The organism is uncultured Mycobacterium sp. (genome assembly GCF_964249325.1).
GTDB lineage: Bacteria > Actinomycetota > Actinomycetes > Mycobacteriales > Mycobacteriaceae > Mycobacterium.
Window position 1 is genome coordinate 1 of sequence record NZ_CAXUCH010000201.1, and the last position, 8200, is coordinate 8200.

General features: G+C 66.2%; 8 protein-coding genes and 1 pseudogene. 5 read left to right on the forward strand and 4 right to left on the reverse strand.

All coding sequences use genetic code 11. From position 1 onward, the window contains the following. A partial coding sequence (locus ACFE99_RS19695) for a trehalose-6-phosphate synthase (protein ID WP_375488112.1) occupies nt 1-653 on the forward strand: 653 nt, incomplete at its 5' end. A gap of 90 nt (nt 654-743) precedes the next feature. Here the strand turns inward: ACFE99_RS19695 and ACFE99_RS19700 are convergent. The 3 genes and pseudogenes from ACFE99_RS19700 to ACFE99_RS19710 all read right to left on the reverse strand — a co-directional run. Next, nucleotides 744-1056, reverse strand: a pseudogene (locus ACFE99_RS19700) (mammalian cell entry protein); the annotation flags it as partial. Between the two features lie 4 nt (nt 1057-1060). After that, nucleotides 1061-1969: a 3-oxoacyl-ACP reductase gene (locus ACFE99_RS19705; protein WP_375488113.1), complete on the reverse strand. Its 909-nt coding sequence runs from the start codon at nt 1967-1969 to the stop codon at nt 1061-1063. A 124-nt stretch (nt 1970-2093) separates the two neighbouring features. Continuing rightward, entirely contained in the window at nt 2094-2285 is a 192-nt protein-coding gene (locus tag ACFE99_RS19710; RefSeq protein WP_375488114.1) for a ferredoxin, read from the reverse strand. A 140-nt stretch (nt 2286-2425) separates the two neighbouring features. Here ACFE99_RS19710 and ACFE99_RS19715 point away from each other — a divergent pair, with 140 nt between their 5' ends. Genes ACFE99_RS19715 through ACFE99_RS19730 form a run of 4 tightly spaced genes read left to right on the forward strand, consistent with a single transcriptional unit; the run spans nt 2426 to nt 7728 of the window. Then, the gene (locus tag ACFE99_RS19715) at nt 2426-3607 is read left to right on the forward strand and encodes an acyl-CoA dehydrogenase (protein ID WP_375488115.1); all 1182 of its coding nucleotides are present in this window, start codon (nt 2426-2428) and stop codon (nt 3605-3607) included. 18 nt (nt 3608-3625) lie between these two features. After that, nucleotides 3626-4723: an acyl-CoA dehydrogenase family protein gene (locus ACFE99_RS19720; protein ID WP_375488116.1), complete on the forward strand. Its 1098-nt coding sequence runs from the start codon at nt 3626-3628 to the stop codon at nt 4721-4723. A 3-nt stretch (nt 4724-4726) separates the two neighbouring features. Beyond that, nucleotides 4727-6235 (forward strand): long-chain-fatty-acid--CoA ligase FadD17, encoded by a 1509-nt coding sequence (gene fadD17 / locus ACFE99_RS19725; RefSeq protein ID WP_375488117.1) that lies wholly within the window; start codon nt 4727-4729, stop codon nt 6233-6235. Nucleotides 6236-6255: 20 nt separating this feature from the next. Next, nucleotides 6256-7728: a flavin-containing monooxygenase gene (locus ACFE99_RS19730; protein WP_375488118.1), complete on the forward strand. Its 1473-nt coding sequence runs from the start codon at nt 6256-6258 to the stop codon at nt 7726-7728. On the opposite strand, the gene ACFE99_RS19735 is transcribed toward ACFE99_RS19730, so the two are convergent. Further along, nucleotides 7714-8200: thiamine pyrophosphate-dependent enzyme (locus ACFE99_RS19735; RefSeq protein WP_375488119.1), on the reverse strand; the 487-nt coding region annotated here is incomplete at its 5' end. The genes ACFE99_RS19730 and ACFE99_RS19735 overlap by 15 nt on opposite strands.

An 8200-nucleotide genomic window follows, 5' to 3' on the forward strand; every position in this document is an offset into this window, starting at 1 on the left:
GGCGGCGAGCCCGCGAAATCCGGGCGGAACTCGGCAACCCCCGCAATGTCCTGCTCGGCGTCGACCGGCTCGACTACCCCAAGGGCATCGACGTGCGGCTGAAAGCATTCAACGAGCTGCTCGCCGAAGGCCGCGCCAAACGCGACGACACTGTGCTGGTCCAGCTGGCGACCCCGAGCCGCGAGCGGGTGGAAAGCTACCAGATTCTGCGCAGCGACATCGAACGCCAAGTCGGACACATCAACGGCGAATACGGCGAAGTCGGCCATCCGGTGGTGCACTACATCCACCGTCCCGTCCCCCGCGACGAGCTGGTTGCGTTTTTCGTCGCCGCCGACGTCATGCTGGTCACGCCGCTTCGTGACGGGATGAACTTGGTGGCCAAGGAATATGTCGCTTGCCGCAGCGATTTGGGCGGTGCGCTGGTGTTGAGCGAATTCACCGGCGCCGCAGCCGAATTGCACCAGGCCTACCTGGTCAACCCGCACGACACCGAGCGCGTCAAGGATGCGATCGAGGCGGCGCTCAACCAGCCTGTCGAGGAAGGGCGCCGACGGATGCGCGCGCTGCGACGCCAAGTGCTCACCCATGACGTCGACCGCTGGGCGCGATCGTTTCTCGACGCGCTCGCCGAGGCCCATCCCCCGGCCTAGCCGTCAAGGCAACCGAGAAAACGCATGGTGGCCGCCGCAAACGCTGTGATACTCAATGCAGTGTTCCATGCCGGCGCGAAAGGGAGGCATGTCGGCGACGTTGCCGACGCTTTCCAGCGCGGCGCCGTTGATGACCGCCTCTGAGCTGGCTTTGGTGCCGCGGAACAGGGCCTTGAGGTTTTCGACATTGTTGTTGGAGTCGAGCATGCCGCGCAGCGGTCCACTGGTGCCGTCGACGAATCGGTGGACGCTCTGGTCGATGGTATCCGGGGTGTAGCTGAACATGTTGACCATCCGTCTGGGTGGCAGTGTCGACGAAGCGCTGGGCGCGAGCTTGTTGCGCGTCGGCATGCCGCTGCTGGACCACGAGCACGATCAGGCCGGTCGCCAGCAGCGCAGTGGCCGGATTACGACTCCATCAGGCTGGTCGCCGAAAAGTTGCGCTCCGGGTCGCGTCCAGCAAAGTAGTCGTGCAATGTGGCGCCGAGCTCTTCAGGGTTCCATGCCTGTGCGTCCGCCGAGAACTGATGCTCCACGGTGGGCGCTGCTAGCAGCGTCACGCGCGGGCCGTAGACGATGAACAGCTGGCCGTTGACCGCTTCGGCAGCCGGGGAGGCCAGGAAGCGGACCAGGGTAACCACATGCTCGGGCGAAAGCGGATCGATCTCACCGGTCTCGGGTGCCTCGCCGAACACCTCGGCCGTCATCGCGGTCCGGGCCCGCGGGCAGATCACATTGGCGCACACCCCGTAGCGTCCCAGCGCCCGCGCCGCCGACAGCGTCAGCGCGGTGATGCCCGCCTTCGCCGCAGCGTAATTGGCCTGCCCCACCGGACCGACCAGCCCGGCCTCCGACGACGTGTTGATAATCCGGCCGTAGACCGAACCACCGGACTCCTTCGCCTTAGACCGCCAGTAGGTGGCTGCATTGCGGGTGAGCAGGAAGTGGCCGCGCAGGTGCACGGCGATGACGGCGTCCCACTCCTCGTCGGACATGTTGAACAGCATCCGGTCGCGCGTGATCCCGGCATTGTTGACCACGATGCTCAAGCCACCCAGCCCGTCGGCGCAGGTGATGAGCTCGTCGGCGGTGGCGCGCTGACTGATGTCGCCGGTGACCGCGATGGCCTTCGAGCCGGCGGAGGTGATCTCGTCGATGACGTCCGAGGCGTCCAGTGCGGTGGCGATATCGTTGACGACGACGGTGGCGCCGGCGCGCGCTAAGCCGATGGCTTCGGCGCGGCCTAGGCCCGCGGCCGCGCCGGTAACCACCGCGACCTTCCCCGACAGATCGGTCGCGTTCACGTTGCTAGTCAATGTATGAATACCTCTAATCTCGGGCGGCGACCCGCCGCGCCGGGCTTCGCCGCGCTTGCGATCGCCGCTTGGTCTGTCTGGCGGCGACCCGCTGCGCCCAGCTTCGCCGCGCTTGGGATCGCCGCTAGTCTTCTCGACTCAAGGCCGCACGCGGGCACTCGGCGATCGCCTGCTCGGCGAGCTGCTCCCGGTCGGGCGGAATCGGGTCGGTCTTGACCACGGCGTAGTCCTCGTCGTCCAGCTCGAAGATATCCGGCGCAATTCCCATGCACACCGCGTTGCCCTCACACCGATCGCGGTCCACTATCACTCGCACGGCTCTCCTCCTTCAGCTGCCAAGCCTGCTTGGCCTATCCGACTGCCGGTAGCACCACCATACGACGACGGCTCGCTGGACCCGCATACTAGAACGTGTTACAACCAGGAAGATAGACAGCGATTGCGAAGGGACGGCCAATGCGCATCAGTTACACCCCTGAGCAAGAGGAGCTGCGTCGCGAGCTGCGGTCGTACTTCGCCAAGCTGATCACCCCGGAACGCCGGGAAGCGCTGAGCTCGACGTCGGGCGAGATCGGCATCGGCAACGTCTACCGGGAGACGGTCGCCCAGATGGGCCGCGACGGTTGGCTGGCGCTGGGTTGGCCCAAGGAATACGGCGGACAGGCCCGCTCGGCGATGGATCAGCTGATCTTCACCGACGAAGCAGCCATCGCCGGTGCGCCGGTGCCCTTCTTGACCATCAACAGTGTCGCGCCGACGATCATGGCGTTCGGCACCGAGGAACAGAAGAAGTTCTACCTGCCCAAGATCGCCGCCGGCGAGATCCATTTTTCGATCGGCTATTCCGAGCCGGGTGCAGGCACCGACCTGGCGAACCTGCGCACCACCGCGGTGCGCGACGGCGATGACTACATCGTCAACGGCCAGAAGATGTGGACCAGCCTGGTCCAGTACGCCGACTATGTGTGGCTGGCGGTGCGCACCAACCCCGAAGCCAAGAAGCATCGGGGCATCTCGGTGTTGATCGTGCCGACCACGGCCGAAGGTTTCTCGTGGACACCGGTGCACACCATGGCCGGCCCGGACACCAGCGCCACCTATTACTCCGATGTTCGTGTCCCGGTGGCCAACCGGGTCGGTGAAGAGAACGGCGGCTGGAAGCTGGTCACCAACCAGCTCAACCACGAGCGTGTGGCATTGGTCTCGGCACAGCCGATCGTCTTGGCGCTCAACCAGGTTCGGGAATGGGCGCAGAACACCAAGGATGCATCCGGTGGGCGGCTCATCGACTCGGAATGGGTGCAGCTGAATCTGGCGCGGGTGCACGCAAAGGTCGAGGTGCTCAAGCTGATCAACTGGGAGCTGGCCTCATCGAATGAAGCTGCCCCATCGCCGGCGGATGCGTCGGCGGCCAAGGTGTTCGGCACCGAACTGGCCACCGAAGCCTACCGGCTGTTGATGGAGGTGCTGGGCCCAGCCGCTACCGTGCGCCAGGATTCGCCCGGCGCGGTGCTGCGCGGCCGGGTCGAGCGGATGCACCGGGCGTGTTTGATCTTGACCTTCGGCGGCGGCACCAACGAAGTCCAGCGCGACATCATCGGCATGGTGGCGCTGGGCCTGCCGCGAGCCAACCGCTGACCCGCAAAGGACGTACTCATGGACTTCTCGACAACCGAAGCGGCTCAGGAGCTCGGCGGACTGGTGACCACGATCGTGGACGCGGTGTGCACGCCCGAGCATCAACGTGAGCTCGACGGGCTAGAGCAACGGTTCGACCGCGACCTGTGGCGCAAGCTGATCGACGCCGACATCTTGAGCACCGCGGCACCGGAAGCGTTGGGGGGCGGAGGCTTTGGTGTGCTCGAGCAGACCGCGGTGCTGGTTGCGTTGGGCCGCCAGCTTGCCGCGGTGCCGTATTTGGAGTCGGTGGTGTTGGCGGCGGGCGCGCTGGGCCGGTTCGGCTCCGAGGAGCTTCAGCAGCAGTGGGGCGCATCGGCGGTCAGCGGCGAGAAGATCCTCACCGTAGCGCTGGACGGCGAAATGGGTGAGGGGCCGGTTCAGGCGGCCCGTTCCGGCGACGGCTATCGCCTGACCGGCACGCGCACCCAGGTTGGTTACGGACCGGTGGCCCATGCCTTTTTGGTGCCCGCCGAAACCGATTCGGGCACTGCAGTTTTCCTGATCGATGTCAATGACCCCGGCATGTCGGTGACCGCGCTGGAGACGACCGGTCTGGGCAGTGTCGGCCATCTCGAGCTGTCGGGCGTCGAGATCGGCGGCGGACGGTTGGTCGGCGGCCACGAAGTCGTCGATTGGCTTTCTGCCCTTGGCGCCTTGGGGCGCAGCGCTTTCCAACTCGGCGTGCTCGACCGCGGGTTGCAGTTAACCGCCGAGTACGCCCGCACCCGTGAGCAGTTCGACCGCCCGATCGGCAGCTTCCAGGCGGTGTCGCAGCGATTGGCCGACGGCTACATCGACGTCAAGGGTCTGCGCCTGACACTGACGCAGGCGGCTTGGCGGCTGTCCGAAGACTTACCGGCCGACACCGAAGTCGCGACCGCGGCGTTCTGGGCCGCCGATGCCGGGCATCGGGTGGCGCACACCATCGTCCACGTGCACGGAGGTGTCGGCATCGACATCGACCACCCGGTGCACCGCTACTTCCTGGCTGCCAAGCAGACCGAGTTCGCACTCGGCAGCGCGACCGGGGCGCTGCGCAAGATCGGCCGGGAACTGGCCGACACACCCGTTTAACTGATGGCCGAGGCGCTGCCCACCGTCGTCGACTTGCTGAGACCGCTCGTCGACGTCGACGACAGGGGCGTCTACTTCGAGGACTCGTTTGTCAACTGGGGTGACCATATTCGGCACGGCGCCGCGGTAGCGGCGGCGCTGCGCGAGCGCATCGACCCCGGCCGGCCGCCGCACGTGGGCGTGCTGCTGGAGAACACGCCCTTTTTTTCGGCGACGCTGGTCGCAGCCGGGATGTCGGGCATCGTGCCGGTGGGTCTCAACCCGGTGCGCCGCGGCGCCGCGCTGGCCCGCGACATCCGCCACGCCGACTGCCAGCTGGTGCTGGCCGACTCGAATTCTGCTGTCGCACTTGGTGACATCGAGCATGTCAATGTCGACTCGGCCGAGTGGGCAGAAGAGGTGACCGCACATGGCGATGCCGAAGTGAGCTTCCAGCAGGCGAGCCCCGAGGACCTGTTCATGTTGATCTTCACCTCGGGCACCAGCGGTGATCCCAAGGCGGTGATGTGCAGTCACGGCAAGGTCGGGATAGCCGGTGTGACGATGACCGAGCGCTTTGGCCTGGGTCGCGACGATGTCTGCTACGTCTCGATGCCGCTGTTTCATTCCAACGCGGTGCTGGTGGGGTGGTCGGTGGCATTAGCGTGTCGAGGCTCCATGGTGTTGCGGCGCAAGTTTTCCGCGTCGCAGTTCCTCCCCGATGTCCGGCGCTACGGCGCCACCTACGCGAACTACGTGGGCAAGCCGCTGTCGTATGTGCTGGCTACTCCGGAGCGCCCAGACGACGCCGACAACCCGCTGCGAGCGGTGTACGGCAACGAAGGCGCACCCGGCGACATCGAGCGCTTTGCCAACCGATTCGGGTGCGTGGTCATCGACGGGTTCGGTTCGACCGAAGGCGGGGTGGCGATCAGCCGAACCCCGGACACGCCGCCGGGTGCGCTGGGCCCGCTGCCCGAAGGTGTCGAGATCGTCGACGTGGACACTGGTGAGCCGTGCCCGCCGGGCGTGGTCGGTGAGTTGGTGAACACCGCCGGCGCCGGCCGTTTCGAGGGTTACTACAACGATCCCGACGCCAACGCGCAGCGCATGGCCGGCGGCGCCTATCACAGTGGCGATCTGGCCTACCGCGACGAGCAGGGATACGTCTATTTCGCCGGCAGGCTCGGTGACTGGCTGCGGGTCGACGGCGAAAACCTCGGGACTGCGCCCATCGAGCGGGTGTTGGCCCGCTATCCCGATGTCACCGAGGTCGCGGTGTATGCGGTGCCCGACCCGGCCGTCGGCGACCAGGTGATGGCGGCGCTGGTGATGGCGCCGGGCGCGGAATTCGACGCCGACAAGTTCCGCGCCTTTCTGGCCGAGCAGCCCGACCTCGGGCCCAAGCAGTGGCCGTCGTATGTACGCGTCTGCACGGCGCTGCCGCGCACCGCGACCTTCAAGGTGCTCAAGCGTGAGCTGACCGCCGAGGGGCTCGACTGCGCCGACCCGGTGTGGCAAATTCGGCGATAACCGATGTAGGAGGCGGGCCGGTGATGAAGCGCCAGCCGACGATCGCGATTGTCGGGGCCGGGATGTCCGGCTTGTGCGCGGCAATCACCTTGCAGCGGGCCGGTATTGACGATGTCACTCTCTACGAGAAGGCGACCGAAGTCGGCGGCACCTGGCGGGAGAACACCTACCCCGGCCTGACGTGCGACGTGCGCTCGCGTTTCTACCAGTTCACGTTTGCGCCCAATCCAAGCTGGAGCCACCTGTTTTCTCCCGGCGGGGAGATACAGGCGTACTTCACCGATGTCGCGAAACGGATGGGAATCTATGACCGCATCCGGTTCGGCACGGGGGTCGTCCGCGCCGAGTTCGACGGGCGGGACTGGATTGTGCACACCAGCGACGGACAGAAATCTCGGGTTGATTTCCTGATATCGGCGACCGGGGTGTTGCACCATCCCAAGGTTCCCGACATTCGCGGGCTTGATGATTACGCGGGTTCGGCGTTTCACTCCGCGCGGTGGGACCACAGCGTTGAGCTGCGGGGCCGCCGAGTCGCGGTCATCGGGACCGGTTCGACCGGGGTGCAGATAATCTCCCGACTTGCCGGTACACCAGCCAGATTGATCCTCTTCCAGCGCACCGCGCAGTGGATCATGCCGATGCCGAACCCGCGTTACAGTCGGCTGACGCACCGTGTGCATCGCGTGCTCCCCTGGCTGGACCATATTGGCTACCACGCCTACCGGATCCCGATGGAAATCTTCTCGGCTGCCTTGGTCAAGCCGGGGTGGCGTCGCCGGTTCGTCGCCGCCCTGTGCCGGGGGAACCTGCGAACCGTGCGGGATCCGCAACTGCGGGCGGCGCTGACCCCGAACTACACACCGATGTGCAAGCGGCTGGTGATCTCCGGCGGCTTCTATCGCGCGATGCAGCGCGACGACGTCGAGCTGGTCACCGCTGGCATCGATCATGTCGAATCGCGCGGCATCGTCACCGAAGACGATGTGCTGCACGAGGCCGACGTGATCGTGCTGGCCACTGGATTCGATTCGCACGCCTACATGCGGCCGATGGAGGTGGTCGGTCGCGATGGGGTGCGCCTCGACGATGCCTGGCACGACGGGCCGCACGCCTTCGAAACCGTTGCCCTGCCGGGGTTTCCGAACTTCTTCATGCTGCTTGGCCCGCACAGTCCGGTCGGCAACTTCCCGCTGACCGCGGTCGCTGAATCGCAGGCCGATCACATCCTGGGTTGGATAACGCGGTGGCAGCGTGGCGAGTTCGACACAGTGGAGCCGACGCCAGCCGCCACTGAGGCATATAACTCTGCGCTGGCTGCGGCGATGCCTGACACCGTGTGGACGACGGGGTGCGACAGCTGGTATCTCGGCAAGAACGGTCTGCCTGAGGTGTGGCCCTTCACCCCTGCCCAGCACCGCACCATGCTCGCCAAGCCGAAGCTGGAAAACTACGAATTGCGCGCCGCCGGGGCGCCGCTAGCCCAGCATTGACGGGACCACGGCCTCGATCAGATGCGGTCCGGGTTCTGCCAACCCCGCCTGCAGGGCGTCAGCGAACTCCTCGGCGGTGGTGACGCGGCGTGCCGGGACTCCCATGCCCGCTGCTAACTTGACGAAATCGATTGCGGGACAAGTCAAGTCGAGCAGTTCGCGCGCCTTGGGGCCGGGAGCGTTTTCCGCCCCGACGCGTTGCAGCTCCAACCGCAGGATGTCGTACGCCCCGTTGTTGTAGATGACTGTGGTGACGTCGAGGTGCTCCCGGGCCTGTGTCCACAGCCCGGACAGCGTGTACATCGCCGAGCCGTCGGATTCCAGGCACAGCACCCGGCGATCCCGCGCCGCGATGGCGGCGCCGACGGCAGCCGGGATGCCGTAGCCGATGGCGCCGCCGGTCAGCGTCATCCAGTCGTGCGCCGGCGCTCCGGCGGTGGCTTGCGCCAGCAGCAGACCGGAGGTATTGGAC

Bases quoted from the DNA above. Each gene is read 5' to 3' on its own strand.
- ACFE99_RS19715 (WP_375488115.1), top strand. From the start codon at position 2,426: ATGCGCATCAGTTACACCCCTGAGCAAGAGGAGCTGCGTCGCGAGCTG.
- ACFE99_RS19720 (WP_375488116.1), top strand. From the start codon at position 3,626: ATGGACTTCTCGACAACCGAAGCGGCTCAGGAGCTCGGCGGACTGGTG.
- fadD17 (WP_375488117.1), top strand. From the start codon at position 4,727: ATGGCCGAGGCGCTGCCCACCGTCGTCGACTTGCTGAGACCGCTCGTC.